Genomic DNA, 15922 nt, shown 5'->3' with positions numbered 1-15922 from the left:
CGGCTCGGCCGACGTAGGTGACGGCTCGGCCGACGTAGGTGACGGCTCGGCCGACGTAGGTGACGGCTCGGCCGACGTAGGTGACGGCTCGGCCGACGTAGGTGACGGCTCGGCCGGCGGGGTCAGGCGAAGCGGGCCCGGAGGGCCTTCTTGTCGGGCTTGCCGAGGGCGGTCATCGGGATCTCGTCGACCTCGATCACCGACTTGGGCGCCTGCACGGAGCCCTTCCGCTCCTTGACCAGGGCCTGGATCTCGGCGACGACCGCGTCGTCGAGAGCCGCTCCGGGGCGTACGACGACGACGGCTGTCACGGCCTCGCCGAACTTCTCGTGCGGGGTGCCGATGACGGCGACCTGGGCGACAGCGGGGTGGGTCGCGATGACGTCCTCGACCTCGCGGGGGAAGACGTTGAAGCCGCCGGTGACGATCATGTCCTTGGTGCGGTCGACGATGTACCAGAAACCGTCCTCGTCCTCGCGCGCGACGTCGCCGGTGTGCATCCAGCCGTCCCGGAAGGTCTCCGCGGTGACCTCCGGCAGCTGCCAGTAGCCACCGGAGAGCAGGGGGCCAGCGACGCAGATCTCGCCCGGCTCGCCGGGAGCGACCGGGGCGCCGTCGGGGCCGATCAGGGCAGTGCGGACCAGCGCGGAGGGGCGCCCACAGGAGGTGAGCCGATGAGTGAGCGGCTTGCCGTCTTCGTCGACGTGGTCGGTCTTGGCGAAGTAGGTGATCGCCATCGGCGCCTCGGACTGGCCGTAGTACTGCGCGAAGATCGGCCCGAACCGGTCGATCGCCTCGGCCAGGCGCACCGGGTTGATCGCGGAGGCGCCGTAGTAGACGGTCTCCAGCGAGGACAGGTCGCGGGTGCGGGAGTCGGGGTGGTCGAGGAGCGCGTAGAGCATCGTCGGCACCACCATGAGCGAGGAGATCCGCTCGCGCTCGATGGTCTCCAGGACCTCCGCCGGGTCGAACCTCGGCAGCACGAACAGAGTCCCGCCCTTGATCACGACGGGCACGAAGAAGGCGGCACCTGCGTGCGAGAGCGGAGTGCACATCAGGAAGCGGGGCGCCTCGGGCCACTCCCACTCCGAGAGCTGCACCTGCGTCATGGTCGCGAACGACCCGGCCAGCCCGATCACGCCCTTCGGCTTCCCGGTCGTCCCGCCGGTGTAGGTGATCGAGGTGACGTGGTCCGACGGGAGCAACCGCGCGCTCAACGGCTCGACCGGATACGTCGCCGCGGCGGCGACCAGGTCGACCCCGACCTCGGCCAGCTGCGGCGGGACCGGCCCGATGGTGAGCACCCGCTTCAGCCCCGGACACATCTGGAGCAGCTCGACGGCGCGGTCGGCGAAGTAGGGATCGATGATCAGGCCGGTGATCCCGGCGTCGTTGATCACGTACGCCTGGTCCTCGGCGCTCCCGAGCGGATGCAGCGAGGTGCGCTGGAATCCCTGGGTCTGGCCGGCGCCGAGGATGAAGAGCACCTCGGGGCGGTTGAGCGCGAGGAGCGCGGTCGCCGAGCCGGTGCCGGCGCCGAGTGCCTCGAAGGCCTGGACGTACTGGCTGATCCGGGCCGAGACCTCCGCCCCGGTCAGACTCACCGGAGCTTCGGATGTCGAGCCTGTCGAGACCATCATGATCGGACGGTTCTTGTGGCGCTCCAGCGCCGAGACCATCAGATGACCGTTGTGGGGACCGATGCGGCTGGTATCCATGCCCGCACCCTACCGCGAAACTAGAACGTGTTCTAGCCCTCGGGATCGAGCGCGGTCGCCTCAGGCGTCGCCGACGTGCTCCCGATCGCCCTGGTCCACCGGCTGCCTGGCCCATCGGGGCAGGATGAAGATGCCCTCGGCCTCGACGCACAGGGTCGGCTCGGAGCCGTCGCCCGGCCGGGTGAGCAGCCGGCCGCGTACGATCGCCTTCACTCCCTCGGTCGACTCGATCCGCGCCTCGCCGCGCAGCGGGCCCAGCGGGGTGCCGTGCTTGTAGACGATCGTCAGGGTGCCGGTCATCCCCGGGCGGCCGCCCGCGGAGGCGGCCTCCCCGAGCAGCTGGTCCAGGATCAGCGCCGAGACGCCACCGTGGACCAGCCCTGGCGGGCCCTCGTAGGCCGGCCCGAGCGAGAAGTCGGCCCAGACGTCCTCGCCGTCACGCTGCACCGCCAGCGGCGGGGCGAAGGCGTTGCCCTTGCCGACCACCGGGTTGCCGTAGTTGCGGAAGCCACCGTCGGAGCCGAACCGGACGCCGTGCGGGCCGGGCAGCGCCTCGGCGAGCAGCTCAGCGGTCAGCGCCTCGACCCTGCTGCGTACGTCGTTGAGGACCGCGTCCGGGACCTGGGTGCGCACCACGGCGTCGACGAGGCCGCGCACCGAGTCGGTGAGGGGGACCAGGACCGCCTCGCGCTCCTTGATCTCGGCGTCGGTCATGTCGTCGTGGACGTATCCCGGAGCCGCTTGCGGGTGGTGGGCACGTCCGTAGTGCATCGACATCTAGGTCCTCGTCTCCTGGATCGGGTGAGCCTCACCGTAGACGTGCTCGTCGTCGAGGTGGCAGTGGGTCCCCGGGTAGATGGTCGACATGCACAGGTTGCAGTGGATGCACCTCGACACGGTCTCGGGATCGCGCCGCAGGCGGTTGACCAGGTCCGGCTCGCGCAGCAGCGCACGGGCCATCGCGACGTACTCGAAGCCCTCGTCCATCGCGGTCCGCATCCCGGTGAGGTCGGTGACCCCGCCGAGGAGCACGAGCGGCATGGTGAGCGCGCGGCGGAACTCACGGGCGTTGTCGAGGAAGTAGAGCGGCTTGTAGGGGTACTCCTTGAAGAAGCCCTTCCCCACCATCCGCATGCCCATCCTGATCACCGGGTGCAGCGGCATGTTGGCGGCCATCTCGCGGTAGGGGGCGTCGCCACGGAAGAGATACATCGGGTTCATGAACGAGGAGCCGCCGGTGAGCTCGAGCGCGTCGAGGTGCCCGTCGGACTCCAGCAGACGCGCGAACTCGACCGACTCGGGCATGTCGAACCCGCCGCGGTAGCCGTCGCGCATGTTCATCTTGGCGAGCACGGCGACCTGGCCGCCCACTGCCTCCCGCACGGCAGCCACGATCCGGCGCGGGAACGAGGCTCGGTTGGCCAGCGATCCGCCGAACTCGTCGGTGCGCGGGTTGAGGCGCGGGCTGAGGAACGAGCTGGGCAGGTAGTTGTGGCCGAGGTGGACCTCGATCGCGTCGAATCCGGCCTCGACCGCCATCCGGGCCGCGGCGCCATGCTGCTCGACGACCCGGGCGAGGTCCGCTGCGGTCGCGGCGCGGTTGAACGCCATCCCGAGAGCGTTGAACGACCGCGTCGGCGCCAGCGAGGGCACTCCGTTGGACTTCGCGTTCGACACCGGCCCGGCGTGGCCGATCTGGGCCGAGACCTTGGCGCCGGTCTTGTGGATCTCCTCGGTCAGTCTGCTCAGTCCGGGCAGGGCCTGCGGTCGCCAGTAGATGCAGTCGGCGTGCGTACGTCCCTCCGGGGCCACCGCGAGATAGGCGACCGTGGTCATCCCGACGCCGCCCTCGGCGACGGCGAGGTGGTAGTCGATCAGCCGGTCCGAGACCAGCGCCCCGGGTGTGGCGCCCTCGAAGGTCGCCGCCTTGATCACCCGGTTGCGCAGCGTCACCGGGCCCAGCGTCGCGGGAGCGAGCGGGTCGGTCATCGACGTTCCTTCCTGAACTCGCGCATCCGGCGCAGATAGCCGCGCAGCCGCCGGCCGGGCACCGGCCGCGGCCAGTCGTCGGCCCGGAACCAGGCGTCGCTGCCGCCGTCGACCACGACCACGCTGCCGACCATGAAGTCCGCGGCCGGGCTCAGCATCTGGATCACCCAGTCGGCGAGCAGACCCGGGTCGCCGTAGCCGCCGGCAGGCACAGGGAAGGACTTGATCGCCTTAGCCTCGCCCGGCGTCGCCAGCTGCCGCTCCAGCAGCGGCGTCAGCACCGCGCCCGGCGCGATCGCGTTGAGCCGGATCCCGGCGCCGACCCAGTCCGGCTCGACCGCGCGCCGACGCACCCAGCGGGTCACCGCCACCTTCGAGCCGCCGTAGGCCATCGCCGGGGCGCCCTTCCCGAAGAGCCGGTACGCCTTCACCGCCCGCTCCGCGTCGCCCCCGAGCAGCGCGGCGACCGCGCGGCCCGGGACCAGCGGCATCGTCGTGGTCGAGTTGCTGGAGAAGACCACGACCTTCGCGTTCCCGGTCGCGGCGAGCGCCTCGCGCCAGCCTTCGAGCAGCTCGACGACGCCGAAGTAGTTGACCTGGGTGATCATGGCCGGTCGGTCACGTCCCGGCGCTGGCCCGAGACCGGCCGCGAGGACGGCGCCGGCGAGCCGGCCGCCGGATGCGGCGAGCACCTTCTCGGTGGCGTCGCGGCGACCCTCCGGCGTCGACAGGTCTGCAACCACATCGGCCTCGGCGATGTCCACAGTGATGACCCGGTGTCCGGCGGCGGTGAGCCGCTCGACCACGGCGGCGCCCATGCCCGAGGCCGACCCGGTGACGGCATAGACCGCCGTCACCCGAGCACCTCGGCGATGCGATGGACGTCGGCGGCCGAGCCGAGGCTCAGCAGCAGCGTGGTCACGCCGGTCTCCTCCCACTGGGCCACCTTGTCGCGTACCTCGGCCTCGGTGCCGATGATGTGCAGGTCGTCGACGAGCTCGTCGGGGATGAGGGCGGTGGCCTTCTCCTTCTCACCGGTCAGGTAGAGCGCCTGGACCTGCCCGGCGAGCTCGGCGTAGCCCATCCGCTCGAAGACCTGGTTGTGGAAGTTCTGCTCCTTCGCGCCCATCCCGCCCATGTAGAGGGCCGCGAACGGCTTCATCGCCTCGAGCGCGGCCTTCTTCTCGTCCGCGTCCGCGACGACCTGGAGGTGGCAGGTCGCGGCGATCTCGAAGTCGTCGGCGGTACGCCGCGCGCCGGGGCGCGCGAAGCCCTCGGCCAGCCAGTCGGCGTACATCGGGGCGGACCGGGGCGTGTAGAAGATCGGGATCCAGCCGTCGGCGATCTCGGCGGTCTGGGCGACGTTCTTGGGGCCCTCCGCGCCGAGCCAGATCGGGATGTCGGAGCGCAGCGGGTGCACGATCGGCTTGAGCGGCTTGCCGAGCCCGACCGAGCCCTCGCCAGTGAACGGCAGCGGGTAGTGCGGCCCGTCGTTGGTCACCGGCGCCTCCCGGGCGAGCACCTTCCGGATGATCGAGACGACCTCACGTGTGCGGGCCAGCGGCTTGCCGAACGGCTGGCCGTACCACCCCTCGACCACCTGCGGGCCGCTCACGCCGAGCCCCAGGATGAACCGGCCGCCGGAGAGGTGGTCGAGCGTCAGCGCGTGCATGGCGATCGAGGTCGGCGTGCGTCCGGACATCTGCACGATCGAGGTGCCGAGACGCACCCGGGAGGTCTCCCGGCCCCACCAGGCCAGCGGCGTGAACGCGTCGCTCCCCCAGGCCTCGGCGGTGAAGATCGCGTCGAACCCGGCCTCCTCCGCGGCGCCGACGAGCTCGCCGACGCCGGTCGGTGGCTGTGCTCCCCAGTAGCCCAACTGTAGCCCCAACTTCACTCTCATCGACTCCTTCGTCCGAGGCTCCGCCGCCGATCGGCAGGGCGTACGGGTTGTGGCCAATACTAGAACGTGTTTCACTTTCTGTCATGAACGAGCGCCAGCGAGTGACCATCAAAGCCCTCTTGCCGCCAGCTCCGTATCCTGGCGCCTGCGCTACGGAGGTGGCGGCATGAGTCGCACCCTTCAGGCACCCGTGACGGTCGCCTTCGACTACACCAGATCCACAGGGCCGGTGATCGGCCGCTTCCTCACCGGGCTCCGAGACACCACCATCGTCGGCGGACGCCTCGGCGACGGTCGAGTCGCCGTCCCACCACCTGAGTTCGACCCGGTGAGCCACCAGGCCGTGACCGAGTTCGTCGAGCTGCCCGACACCGGCACGGTCACCTCCTGGACCTGGGTCAGCGAACCCGTCGCCGGCCAGCCGTTCGAGAGGCCGTTCGCGTACGCCCTGATCACCATCGACGGCGCCGACACCCCGTGGCTGCACGCGGTCGACGTCGCCTCCCCCGACGACATCGAGACCGGGATGCGAGTCCGTGCCCGCTGGGCCGAGGAGCGCACCGGCTCAGTCACCGACCTCGTCTTCGAGGCCGACGGCGGCGACCCAGCAGGCGCCCCGGCGCAAGCCGGAGGCGAGGACGTCAGCATGGTCGTCACCCCGGTCAGCCTCGACTACCACTACGCGGCCTCGCCGGAGGAGTCCTCGTTCTTCCGCGGCCTGGCCGAGGGCCGGATCCTGGGCCAGCGCTGCCCGAAGTGCCGCAAGGTCTACGTCCCGCCGCGGGGCGCCTGCCCGACCGACGGCGTGCCGACCGCGGAGGAGATCGAGCTCTCCCACGTCGGCACGGTGACCACCTTCTGCGTCGTGAACGTCCCGTTCCTGGGGCAGAAGATCAAGCCGCCGTACGTCTCCGCGTACGTCCTCCTCGACGGCGCCGACATCGCGCTGCAGCACCTGATCCTGGAGATCCCGGCCGAGGAGGTCCGGATGGGGATGCGGGTCAAGGCGGTCTGGAAGCCGCGTGACGAGTGGGGCACCAGCATCGAGAACATCAGCCACTTCGCGCCGACCGGCGAGCCGGACGCGGACTTCGACAGCTACAAGCACCACCTGTGAGGAGCGCTCAGTGAGAGACGTTGCCGTCGTCGGGTTCGCCCAGCGACAGATGAAGGACTTCGACGGGTCGCCGAGCATGGCGGAGCTGCTCGTGCCGATCCTGGCCGAGTGCTACGACCAGACCGGATGGACCAGATCAGACATCGGGTTCTGGTGCTCCGGCTCCTCGGACTACCTGGCCGGCCGGTCGTTCTCGTTCGTGAGCGCGATCGACGCGATCGGGGTGCTGCCGCCGGTCAACGAGTCGCACGTCGAGATGGACGCCGCCTGGGCGCTCTACGAGGCCTGGTTGAAGATCCAGACCGGCGAGGTCGACACCGCGCTGGTCTTCGGCTTCGGCAAGGCGTCGGCGGGAGTGCTGCGCCGGACGCTGACGCTGCAGCTCGACCCCTACACGATGACGCCGCTGTGGCCCGACACCGTCTCCCTGGCCGCGCTCCAGGCGCGCCTCGGGCTCGACGCCGGGCTCTGGGACGAGGCCGCACTGGCCGAGGTCGTCAACAGGTCGCTGACGGATGCGGAGAAGAACGAGTACGCCGTCCGTGCCGGCGGCTCCTCGGTGAGCGAGCTGCTCGCCCGGCCGATGTTCGCCGACCCGCTGCGCAAGCACGACTGCGCGCCGGTGACCGACGGCGCGGCGGCGATCGTGCTCGCCGCCGGCGACCGGGCGCGTGAGGTCCAGCAGCGTCCTGCCTGGATCACCGGCATCGCGCACAGCTCCGACGGCCTCGACCTCGGCACCCGAGACCTGACGGCGTCGGGCTCGGCGCAGCGGGCCGCGGCGGCCGTGGGCGGCACCGAAGGCGTCCAGGTCGCCGAGCTGCACGCGCCGTTCAGCCACCAGGAGCTCGTCCTGCGCTCCGCGCTCGGGCTGGGTGGTGACGTACAGATCAGTCCTTCGGGTGGGGCGCTCGCCGCCAACCCGATGTTCAGCGCCGGCGCGATCCGGATCGGCGAGGCCGCCAGGAAGATCTGGGACGGCTCGGCCGACAAGGTGCTCGGCCACGCGACCAGCGGGCCGGCACTGCAGCAGAACCTCGTGTGCGTGATGGAAGGACGAAACTGATGGGCAAGACCCCAGCCGCAGTGGTCGGGATCGGCCAGACCCACCACCGCGCCAAGCGCGAGGACGTCTCGATGGCCGGGCTCTGCCGGGAGGCGATGGACCGGGCCCTCGAGGACGCCGGGCTGACCCTCGACGAGGTCGACGCCATCGTCATCGGCAAGGCGCCGGACCTGTTCGAGGGCGTGATGATGCCCGAGCTCTATCTCGCCGAGGCGCTGGGCGCCGCCGGCAAGCCGCTGCTGCGGGTGCACACCGCCGGCTCGGTGGGCGGCTCGACCGCCATCGTCGCCTCCTCGCTGGTGCAGGCCGGCGTCCACAAGCGCGTCCTCACCGTCGCCTTCGAGAAGCAGTCGGAGTCGAACGCGATGTGGGCGCTGTCGGTGCCGGTGCCGTTCGTGATGCCGGTCCACGCCGGCGCCGGCGGCTACTTCGCTCCCCACGTACGCTCCTACATCCGCCGCTCCGAGGCGCCCTCGCACATCGGTGCCATCGTCGCGGCCAAGGACCGCAACAACGCGCTCAAGAACCCCTTCGCCCACCTGCACAACGAGGGCACCACGGTGGAATCCGTGCTGGCGAGCCAGATGCTGTGGGACCCCATCCACTACGACGAGACCTGCCCGTCCTCCGACGGGGCCTGCGCGATGGTGATCGCCGCCGAGGACGTCGCCAAGACGTACGACGCACCCGCCTGGATCCACGGCACCGTGATGCGTTCGGAGCCCACCTCGGCCGCCGAGCGCGACCAGGTCAACCCGCAGGCGGGCCGCGAGGCCGCGGCGGCGCTGTGGAAGGCGACCGGGATCACCGACCCGGCCCGCGAGATCGACTGTGCCGAGATCTACGTGCCGTTCGCCTGGTTCGAGCCGATGTGGCTCGAGAACCTCGGCTTCGCGCCGGAGGGCGAGGGCTGGAAGCTCACCGAGGCCGGCGAGACCGCCATCGGCGGCAGCCTGCCGGTCAACATGAGCGGCGGCGTGCTCTCCTCCAACCCCATCGGCGCCTCCGGCATGCTCCGCTTCGCCGAGGCCGCCCTGCAGGTCAGGGGGCGCGCCGGCGAGCACCAGGTCGACGGTGCCCGCCGGGCGCTCGGGCACGCCTACGGCGGCGGGTCGCAGTTCTTCTCGATGTGGGTCGTGGGGTCCGAGCAGCCGGCGAACTAGCCCTCGGTCCCCTGACGAACGCCTGGCTCCCGGTCGGTCCCCTGTGACCGACCGGGAGCCTCAGCGATCCGCGGCAGCCGTCAGCCCAGGGTTCCGAGCATGGGCTGGGACTCGATCAGACCCTCGTCGCTGGGCGCCTGGTGATCGTCGAAGACGCGTGCCCGCTGCCGGGCACGCAGCTCGAGATGAGCCAGGGCGGGTTGGACGTACCCGTAGCGTTCCCGCGCTTCTGCGGGCGTGAGCACGACCGGGTTCGCCGGCGGGATGCCTTGCCAAGAAGGCTCCACGATCGACAGGGCCTTCGGCGCGATGATGCCGAAGATCCATCGCTTCAGCGGATGACTCCGGTCGACGGCCGCCATCAGCACCTTCATGATCGAGATCACCACCACGTCCGTCGCCCGCGACTGGCGAATATCGGCGAGCCGACGCATGTGACGCGGCAGGGTGGCGATCGTCGCCCTACAGATCAACGCGTTCGCGACCGGGCGCATCACGCCCAGCAGCCCCCTGCGGGGAAGGACCGCGTCGGCGCCGTTCAGCAGGTGGTGCATCATCCGCTGGGTGGCTTCGCTCGCCGCGAGCCTGGGCCGCCACGCCTCGAAGTACGCGCGCACCTCCTCGCGCGAGCGGGGAACCGCCCGAGGGTCGCAGGTCTGGAACTCCGCGGCGATCGCACACTCGGCCCAGAACTGCTCGACCTCGGCATCGGAGAGCTTGCCGGGTCCGAACGTCTCATAGGCGGTGAGGACGGAGTGCCAGCCCGTGATCAGGATCCAGAGCTGGGAGTCGGGGTCGTTGGCGTCGTACCGGTTGCCGCTGACCGGCTCGATGCCGATCGCCTTGGAGTGGATCTTGACCAGCACGTCGGCCATCTTGGTGACCGTTCGGCTGTCGGCGAACGCCACCGCGGCGAAGTACTGGACCGTCCTCGCATAGCGGGTGTCGAGCCGGTCGTAGTTCGCACCGGTGTCGTGCACGGCGGCGAGGAGGTTGGGATCGAGCTCCTCGATCGTCACCGCTCGTACGATGCCCATCAGCGGGACCGCGGGATGGCCCCACACCTTCTGGGTGATCGAGTCCGGGCCGAAGAACCCGTAGTCCTCGTGCGGCGTGATCTCGCGGGTCTTCTTCATCGCTTGCTCCTTGCTGGTCGGTTCACGGGTTCATCACGTAGGTGCCGGCGGTGGCGCGCGCGTCCGCCCACACCCGGGCCGTGCGCTCGGCGTCGAAGGCGGGACGGCGCTGGATCGCGGTGGCGGCCTTCGCCTGGGCGCCGGTCAGCGACGGCTTGCGCGTCAGCGTCACGGCATGGGCGGAGATGTCGCCGACCAGGACCTCGAAGATGCTCTCGACGAGATCGTCGTCGATGCCCCAGATCGTGGCCTGCTGCAGGATGAGGTCGCCGTAGGCGACCGTGGTGAAGATGTCGCCGACGACCAGAAGCAGATCCAGGTCGCGCATCTGGGTCTTGGTCAGTGGTGTGGCTCCGAGCAGCGCCTGGAAGGCGTCGACCTGCTCCAGCAGGAGCTTCATGTTCGGCAGGTGGGCCCACTCGGCGTACACCGCACGCCAGTCATGGAAGGCCACCTTGCCCAGTCCCTGGGCCGGGCCCTGGGCGAAGAGGAAGGTGTCGTCCACCGGGTCGCGCCGGCGCGGCGGCAGGGCCGGCGCCTTGACGGACGGGAGTCTCGACCCGACCAGCGGCGCAGCAGCGCGGATGGCCGCGCGCGAGGCCTTGAACGCGCGCGCGAAGGCCGCGTCCGGCACCCGGCTCGGCCCGCCCGGCTTCCGGGCCGCGAGCAGTGCCAGGCTCGGGTCCGTCGGGCTGAAGAGGTAGCTCTGCAGGAACTTCAGCGCCAGGGCCATGTTCACGTGGACCGTGCCCTCGAGCCGAGGCAGACCCATCATGGCCACCGCGCCGACCGGGTAGTACATGTCGTTCTCGAAGCCGCGGGCTGCGATGCAGTCGGCGATCAGGTCGTAGACCTTCGCCCCCTGGCGGCTCACGCTCATCTTCTCGATCGCGTCGAAGAGCAGGTAGCGGCGGTCATCTGCGTTGCCCGAGCGCATGTAGTCGATGGCGCGCTCCCCGAAAAGCTCCATCGCGGCGAGCCGGACCCAGCTCTCGACGAACAGCGCCCGGACCTGCGGGAAGTCGGTGACCCTGGTGTCGAAGAGAACGCGGCTGTCGGCATGGGTGATGCCCTCGTGCCAGACGTGCTGGACGGCGCCGAGCGATCCGAATCCGATGTTGAACTTGCCGACGTTGACGGTGTTGATGGCAGCGTCGAACGCCTCCGACCCGACATGGATGATGTCCTCCTCGCGGATCGGGTAGTCCTCGAGGTCGAAGGCCGCGACGTACATCTGCGAGTTCACGACGTTCTTGCGAAGCTTGTACGCCTCGTGCTGGCTGTCGACGACGAAGAAGACGTAGCCGTCCTGGGTCTTGGGTCCGGTCGGCAACCCCTCGACGCGGCCGAAGACCGAGACCATGCCGGCCTTGTTGCCGTTGCCGATGTAGTACTTGCCGCCGTTGGCCAGGTAGCCGCCGTTCCCGTCGGGGGTCAGGACCATGTCGGAGGTGTAGACGTCCGCGCCGTGCTCGCGCTCCGAGAGGCCGAAGGCGAAGATCGCGCCCTCGTCCAGGAGCCGCGCAGCCCTGCGCTTCACCGCCTCGTTGTCGGACTGCCAGATCGGGCCGAGGCCGAGGATCGTGACCTGCCAGACATACCAGTAGGACATCCCGTAGAAGCCGAGGATCTGGCTGTACTTGGTGATGCGGGCCTCGTCCCAGCGCTTGTTCGGGTCGCCGTCGGCCTGGGCTGCCGGGGTCAGCAGCGTCGCGAAGACCCGCTCCCGCTTCTGGAAGGCGAGGAACTCCTCGTACCAGACGCGGTCGCGGTCCTGCTGAAGCAGCCACTCCTTGCCCTTGCCCTCGAAGAAGTCGATGGTCGCCTCGAAGATCCGGCGGGTCTCGTCATCGAACTCGCTGAAGTCGGGTTTGTGAGGGTTGAACAGCTGCATGTGCACGCTCCGTGTCGAGGGACTTCGCACAGATTAATACACTCGTGTAGGAAATTGCTACAGCGATGCAGGAACTGGCCGGATCCCCTACGCTTGGGGCATGTCTTCGACCGCAGCCGACCATGCGCAGCGCCGGCGCGCCCCACACCTGGGCCCGGAGCGCCGACGCCCCCAAGTGCTCGACGCTGCCAGGGCGATCGCGGTCGCGGACGGGATCGGTGCGGTGACCATCGGGGCCGTCGCCTCTGCGATGGGAGTGACTCGCCCCGTCGTGTACGCCTGCTTCGCGGACCGGGTCGAGCTGGTCGAGGCTCTCCTCGACCGGGAGTCGGCCGACCTGCTCGAGGCGATCCTCACCGCACTCCACAGCTCCGCGAACCCCGACGATCCCGAACGGGCCTTCGTCGACGGCTTCCGTGCGCTCCTCAACGCGGCGGCCGCTGCGCCGGAGACCTGGCGACTCGTCTTCTCCGGCGAGCCGGACCCGGCCATCGCCGAGCGCTTCCGCGCTGCCAAGGCCCGAGTCCAGACGGAGGCGACCGAGTGGATCAGACCCGCCATGGAGCGCTGGTGGCAGACCGCCGACCTGGAGCGAAAGCTCCCTGTCCTGATCGACCTCTTCCTCTCGGCCTGTGAGTCGGCGGTGCGGTCGCTCCTCGACTCGAGCAACGACTGGGGTCCCGACGACCTCGGCGCCTTCATGGGCAGGGCGCTCCACCGCGCGTTCAAGGACGCCTGAGAGTCCGCCTATCCGGTCGAGCCGGGTGCGTTCTCGGCTCCGCGCACGACCCTGTCGGGCGGCGCGGAGCAGTGGCCGTCCTTGTAGAGCGGCTCGGGGGTGGTGTCGGTGGCCGGATGCTTGGGGCCGCCGTAGTCGCACTGGTAGTCGTTCTGCAGGACGAGGCCGCCGTGGATCGCGCCGTCGTACATCGCATCCGCCAGCGAGCGGATGGCGTCGGGATACTCCGCCAGCAGCTCACGCAGGTGCGGGTCGCGCACGACGAGGATGTCGGTGAGGGCAGTGGTGCGGTCCACGGTCGGTGGCAGCGTACGGTCCAGGACGCCGACCAGACGGACGAGGTCGGCGAACTGCTCGGGGCCGCGGTCGAAGGCGCGGCGCAGCTCGGGGTCGGCCTTCTTCAGCTCGGCGGTGAGCAGGGCGAGGTCGTGCGCGGTGGCGCGTACGTCAGAGGCATGTCGATCGCTGATGCGGAGCAGGGACTCTGAGTTGACCAGTACGTGCGAGATGGTGGGCCACTCCTCGTCGAGGGTGACCAGCAGGACCTGGCTGCCCTCGACCAGGTCACCGAGCTCGTCCTCGCGACCGGCGAAGGTCGCGCGCAGCCCCGCGATCACGGCGTGCAGCTGCTCGGGGTCGACCTGGTCCATCAGCTTCTCGAGGCTGACCACCGTGCTGGCCAGGGTGGTGGGCAGGTCGACCGCCTCGGCTCGGACCCGGCTGCCGTCGTGCAGGTAGGGCCCGGAGGCGGTGGTCGGCTGGAAGTCGAGGTACTGCTCCCCCACCGGCGACAGGCTGCGCACCTCGGCCGGGGAGTCCTGAGGGATCCGGACGTCGGGCTCCAGCCTGATCCGCGCCCGGGCTCCGCCGTCGGTGGTCAGCTCGATCGTCTCCACCACCCCGGCCTTCGCGCCGCGGTAGGTCACCGACGAGCCTTCGTACAGGCCGCCGGTGCGCTCCAGGTCGACGGTGACCGTGGCCGGCCGGGACAGGAGCGGGATCTGCAGCGTGACCAGGAGGAGATACGCCGTCACCGCGACGAACACGACCATGGCCGCCCCGAAGCCGACGAAGAGGCGCCGGTCGGTCTCGCGCAGCGCCATCAGCCCACCCCTCCGAGCGGGCCGCCGTCGCCGAGGAGGTCGCCGAGGTCCCACCCGGGTTGCTGTGGCAGGACCGGTGACTCCAGGAGCGGCGGCAGCGGGTTCAGCGGATCCTGTTCGACGGAGTCGCCGACGTCGACGCGGAGCTGGATCGGCAGGTGGTCGGCGGGGATCACCTCGAGCAGCTGGTTGATCGCCGTGCTGAACGTGTCCAGACCCGGGCCGAGATCGCCACTGATCCGGCGGACCTGGGCGAGGATCGCCCCGGCGTCGCGGACCACGGCGACGGTGTCGTCGTCCATCCGGTCGAGCACCCCGTTGGCGTCGCGGGAGAGTCTCACCAGCCGGTTGAGCAGGGTGATGATCTGCTTCGTCTGCTGTCGAACCGTGCGGGCCGCCGGCCCGATCGCCGCCAGCGCCTCGGTGATGGTCTCCTTCTCCTGGGCCAGGGTCGCCGAGACGGCGTCGAGCGAGGTGAGGGCGCGGTCGATCTCGGCGGTGGTGCGGTTGGCCTCGGTGAGGAAGGTGGCGCTCCGGTCGAGCACCTGGGACAGATCGGTGCCGTCGCCGACGGCCCGGTTGAGCTCGTCGACGATCCGCCCGAGGTCGCCGATGCCGCCGCCGTTGATGAGCAGGGACGCCGAGGCGAGCGCGTCCTCGACGGTCGGTGCCGTCGTCGACCGCGCCGGATCCAGGCGTCCTCCCTCGGGGATCGTCCGGCCGCCCTCGGGTGTGGTCACATCGACGTAGACCTCGCCGAGCGGGGTGTCGTAGCGCAGCCTCGCCGCGGAACGATCGGTGACGCGTACGCCGTCGTGGAGGCTCATCTCGGCCACCGCCGAGTAGCCGTCGGTGGACAGGGCGGTGACCCGGCCGGCGTCGACGCCGTTGACACTCACCTTCGAGCCGACGCCGAGGTTGAGGGCATCGTCGAAGGCGGCCTCAACCGTGGTCGCGTCGTCCCCGGCGCGGGTGCCGGGCAGGGGCAGCGTACGGGCGTCGATGCCGCACCCGGTCAGCAGCAGGCCCGCGGCCGCGGACGTCAGGACGGCCCGCCTCATGGCCGACCACCCGTGTTCAGTGGGTCGGTCCCGACGATGTCGCACACGTCCGAGAGGGCCTCGCGGCACCGGCCGGCGAGCTCCTCGCTGAGCGCGTCGGTGAGCGGCACGCGCAGCATCACGCCTCCGGGGGCCCGCGCCTGCTCGACGTTCTGCAGGGCCAACGGGAGCACCTCGACGAACTCCTCGATGTCGTCGGTGTGCGCCAGGATCAGGTCGAGCACGGCGTCGACCTGCGTCAGCGCCGCCTGGAGATCCTTGTCGTTGGCCTGGGTGAACCTGGCGAGCGCGTCGATCGCCTCCCGGGTCGTACGCAGCGTGGCGGTGAACTCCGTGCGCTGCTCCGCGAGCAGATCGGAGGTCGCGGCGACGTTCTCGATGAACAGCTCGATCAGCGCGTCGTGGGCGACCATCGCGCTGGTCAGCTCGTCGGTCTCGTGCAGCGCGGTGACAGCGGAGTCGGTGTGGCCGTTGATCTCGCTCAGGGCGGCGGCGAGATCGGCCAGCGCGGCGCCCGCCCGCTGCCCGTTCGGCCCCAGGGTCGCCGACCCTGCCTGGAGGAACCGGCCGACGCTCTTCCCGTCGCCTCCGGCGATCCCGCTGCTGAACCGGTCCAGCGCGTCCAGGATGGCGTCGAAGTCGGCCGGGGTGCGGGTGTGTTCGCTGGCGATCAGGTCGCCGTCGGCGAGGACCGGCCCGCCGTCGTAGCGCGGGGTGAGCTCGACGTAGCGGTCGTTGGCGACCGAGCGGGAGACGATCAGCGCCTGGGCGTCGGCGGGCACGGTGACGCCCCGGTCGAGCTCGAGGTCCACCTCGACGCCTGCGCCTGCCGGGGTGATCCGCCTGACCTCGCCGATCTTGACGCCGAGCACGCCGACGTCGTTGCCGACGAAGAGGCCGGCGGTGTCGGCGAAGGTGACGGTCACCGAGTAGGTGCCGGCCAGCGGGATCGCCGCCGCACCCGCGCCGACGGCGGCGACCACGGCCACGGCCACCAGGATCGCGACATACCTGCCCATGTTTCTGCCCAGCT

14 protein-coding genes are annotated in these 15922 nt (G+C 70.4%); 4 read left to right on the top strand and 10 right to left on the bottom strand.

Going from position 1 to position 15922, the window contains the following annotated elements:
* Nucleotides 1-122 precede the first annotated feature (122 nt).
* The 5 genes from fadD8 to ACIA03_RS18015 are packed head-to-tail and all read right to left on the bottom strand — an operon-like array spanning nt 123 to nt 5610.
* On the bottom strand, nt 123-1718 hold the full coding sequence (fadD8, locus tag ACIA03_RS18035) for a fatty-acid--CoA ligase FadD8 (protein WP_396984893.1): 1596 nt from the start codon (nt 1716-1718) through the stop codon (nt 123-125).
* A gap of 60 nt (nt 1719-1778) precedes the next feature.
* Nucleotides 1779-2495 carry a PaaI family thioesterase gene (locus ACIA03_RS18030; RefSeq protein ID WP_396984891.1) on the bottom strand — a complete coding sequence of 239 codons (717 nt, stop codon included), beginning with the start codon at nt 2493-2495 and terminating at the stop codon, nt 1779-1781.
* A complete protein-coding gene (locus ACIA03_RS18025) occupies nt 2496-3707 on the bottom strand; it encodes an NADH:flavin oxidoreductase (RefSeq protein WP_396984888.1) in 1212 nt (403 codons plus the stop codon).
* Complete coding sequence (locus tag ACIA03_RS18020) at nt 3704-4564, bottom strand: SDR family oxidoreductase (protein WP_396984886.1); 861 nt, start codon at nt 4562-4564, stop codon at nt 3704-3706. Before ACIA03_RS18020 ends, ACIA03_RS18025 begins: the two co-directional genes overlap by 4 nt.
* Nucleotides 4561-5610 (bottom strand): LLM class F420-dependent oxidoreductase, encoded by a 1050-nt coding sequence (locus ACIA03_RS18015; RefSeq protein WP_396984884.1) that lies wholly within the window; start codon nt 5608-5610, stop codon nt 4561-4563. Before ACIA03_RS18015 ends, ACIA03_RS18020 begins: the two co-directional genes overlap by 4 nt.
* A 166-nt stretch (nt 5611-5776) precedes the next feature.
* On the opposite strand from ACIA03_RS18015, the gene ACIA03_RS18010 reads away from it, so the two are divergent.
* From ACIA03_RS18010 to ACIA03_RS18000, 3 genes are read left to right on the top strand one after another with little or no spacing between them, the layout of a single operon-like run.
* Complete coding sequence (locus tag ACIA03_RS18010; protein WP_396984882.1) at nt 5777-6727, top strand: Zn-ribbon domain-containing OB-fold protein; 951 nt, start codon at nt 5777-5779, stop codon at nt 6725-6727.
* 10 nt (nt 6728-6737) lie between these two features.
* Nucleotides 6738-7793 carry a thiolase domain-containing protein gene (locus ACIA03_RS18005; RefSeq protein ID WP_396984880.1) on the top strand — a complete coding sequence of 352 codons (1056 nt, stop codon included), beginning with the start codon at nt 6738-6740 and terminating at the stop codon, nt 7791-7793.
* Complete coding sequence (locus tag ACIA03_RS18000; RefSeq protein WP_396984878.1) at nt 7793-8956, top strand: thiolase domain-containing protein; 1164 nt, start codon at nt 7793-7795, stop codon at nt 8954-8956. The genes ACIA03_RS18005 and ACIA03_RS18000 overlap by 1 nt, the downstream gene beginning before the upstream one ends.
* Before the next feature lie 80 nt (nt 8957-9036).
* Here the strand turns inward: ACIA03_RS18000 and ACIA03_RS17995 are convergent, their stop codons facing one another.
* Entirely contained in the window at nt 9037-10092 is a 1056-nt protein-coding gene (locus tag ACIA03_RS17995) for an oxygenase MpaB family protein (RefSeq protein WP_396984876.1), read from the bottom strand.
* A 22-nt stretch (nt 10093-10114) separates the two neighbouring features.
* Nucleotides 10115-11986: an acyl-CoA dehydrogenase family protein gene (locus tag ACIA03_RS17990; protein WP_396984874.1), complete on the bottom strand. Its 1872-nt coding sequence runs from the start codon at nt 11984-11986 to the stop codon at nt 10115-10117.
* Nucleotides 11987-12086: 100 nt separating this feature from the next.
* Between ACIA03_RS17990 and ACIA03_RS17985 the strand changes: the two genes are divergently transcribed.
* Complete coding sequence (locus tag ACIA03_RS17985; protein ID WP_396984872.1) at nt 12087-12725, top strand: TetR/AcrR family transcriptional regulator; 639 nt, start codon at nt 12087-12089, stop codon at nt 12723-12725.
* An 8-nt stretch (nt 12726-12733) separates the two neighbouring features.
* Here the strand turns inward: ACIA03_RS17985 and ACIA03_RS17980 are convergent, their stop codons facing one another.
* The 3 genes from ACIA03_RS17980 to ACIA03_RS17970 are packed head-to-tail and all read right to left on the bottom strand — an operon-like array spanning nt 12734 to nt 15908.
* Nucleotides 12734-13828: an MlaD family protein gene (locus ACIA03_RS17980; protein WP_396984870.1), complete on the bottom strand. Its 1095-nt coding sequence runs from the start codon at nt 13826-13828 to the stop codon at nt 12734-12736.
* A complete protein-coding gene (locus ACIA03_RS17975; protein ID WP_396984868.1) occupies nt 13828-14889 on the bottom strand; it encodes an MCE family protein in 1062 nt (353 codons plus the stop codon). The genes ACIA03_RS17980 and ACIA03_RS17975 overlap by 1 nt, the downstream gene beginning before the upstream one ends.
* Nucleotides 14886-15908 (bottom strand): MCE family protein, encoded by a 1023-nt coding sequence (locus ACIA03_RS17970; RefSeq protein ID WP_396984865.1) that lies wholly within the window; start codon nt 15906-15908, stop codon nt 14886-14888. The genes ACIA03_RS17975 and ACIA03_RS17970 overlap by 4 nt, the downstream gene beginning before the upstream one ends.
* Nucleotides 15909-15922 lie beyond the last annotated feature (14 nt).

Source organism: Nocardioides sp. NPDC051685 (assembly GCF_044453405.1).
In the GTDB taxonomy this organism is placed as follows: domain Bacteria; phylum Actinomycetota; class Actinomycetes; order Propionibacteriales; family Nocardioidaceae; genus Nocardioides.
This window is presented reverse-complemented; position numbering and strand designations above follow the sequence as displayed.